Origin of the sequence: Hansschlegelia beijingensis, from assembly GCF_045505405.1 — a bacterium.
Taxonomy (GTDB): domain Bacteria; phylum Pseudomonadota; class Alphaproteobacteria; order Rhizobiales; family Methylopilaceae; genus Methylopila; species Methylopila beijingensis_A.
This window is the reverse complement of the sequence record NZ_JBJKEX010000615.1, coordinates 1-949: the sequence shown is the minus strand read 5'-3', so window position 1 is coordinate 949 and position 949 is coordinate 1. Positions and strand designations below refer to the sequence as shown.

2 protein-coding genes and 1 pseudogene are annotated in these 949 nt (G+C 73.2%); all 3 read left to right on the top strand.

Annotated elements, in window-relative coordinates; genetic code table 11:
• The first annotated feature begins 170 nt into the window (after positions 1-170).
• Positions 171-305 (top strand): 50S ribosomal protein L34, encoded by a 135-nt coding sequence (gene rpmH, locus ACIKT0_RS19135; RefSeq protein WP_020179492.1) that lies wholly within the window; start codon positions 171-173, stop codon positions 303-305.
• Between the two features lie 35 nt (positions 306-340).
• Positions 341-754, top strand: a complete 414-nt coding sequence (gene rnpA, locus ACIKT0_RS19130) for a ribonuclease P protein component (RefSeq protein ID WP_407106865.1) — start codon at positions 341-343, stop codon at positions 752-754.
• Positions 754-949 (top strand): annotated as a pseudogene (locus tag ACIKT0_RS19125) (membrane protein insertase YidC); the annotation flags it as partial. The gene rnpA and the pseudogene ACIKT0_RS19125, both read left to right, overlap by 1 nt.

Genomic DNA, 949 nt, shown 5'->3' with positions numbered 1-949 from the left:
CGATCTCCCACGCGCCTCCGGGCCGACGCGCCGTTGACTTGCGGCGCCGCGCTCCCGTATAAGCCGGCCGTGATCGCGCCCGCGTCCGCCGCGGGCTTTTTCGTTTTGGCCGCGCCGCAAGCCTGTCGCCCTCGGGGCGTCCGGCGGTTCGGCGACCGGAGACTACGTTCGTGAAACGGACCTATCAGCCCAGCAAGCTCGTCCGCAAGCGCCGCCACGGCTTCCGCGCGCGCATGGCGACGGTCGGCGGCCGCAAGGTCATCGCCGCGCGTCGCGCCAAGGGCCGCAAGCGGCTGAGCGCCTGACGCACGAGTCAGCAGGCGCACCGAACGGCGCGCCCATGCCGGCTCCGCTCGAGACCATCCGCCAGAGGCGCGACTTCGTCGCCGCCTCGCATGACGGCGTCAAGATCGGCGGCCCGATCATCGGGCTGCAGATGCGCGACCGCGGAGAGCCGGGCGCCCAGGCGCGCGTCGGCTTCACGGCCACGAAGCGCGTCGGCGGCGCCGTCGAACGGAATCGAATGAAGCGGCGGCTGCGCGCCGCCGCCCGCGCCGTCCTCACGGGCGTGGCGCGACCAGGCTGCGACTACGTGCTGATCGCCCGCCGCGCTGTTCTCGACGTTCCGTTCGAGCGCATCCTGCGGGACATCCAAGAAGCGGCGAAGCGCGCCCATGGGCGCAGCCGACCCGCCGGCCCGGCGGACGCCGGGTCTTCTCCGGCGCCGGGCGGCCGGCGCGAAAGCGGACGGTGATGGACACTCGCAACACGATTATCGCGGTCGCCCTGTCGATCTGCGTCCTCATCGGCTGGCAGTATTTCTTCGCGCGACCCCAACTCGAGGCGCAGCGCCAGCAGCAGGCGACCCAGCAGGCGCTCAGCGCCGACACCCGCGACCTCGGGCCCATGATCGGCGAGCAGTCCGCGCCGCGGCCGGACGCGCCGTCCG

Coding starts and splice junctions, on each gene's coding strand:
- rnpA (WP_407106865.1), top strand. CDS start 341: ATGCCGGCTCCGCTCGAGACCATCCGCCAGAGGCGCGACTTCGTCGCC.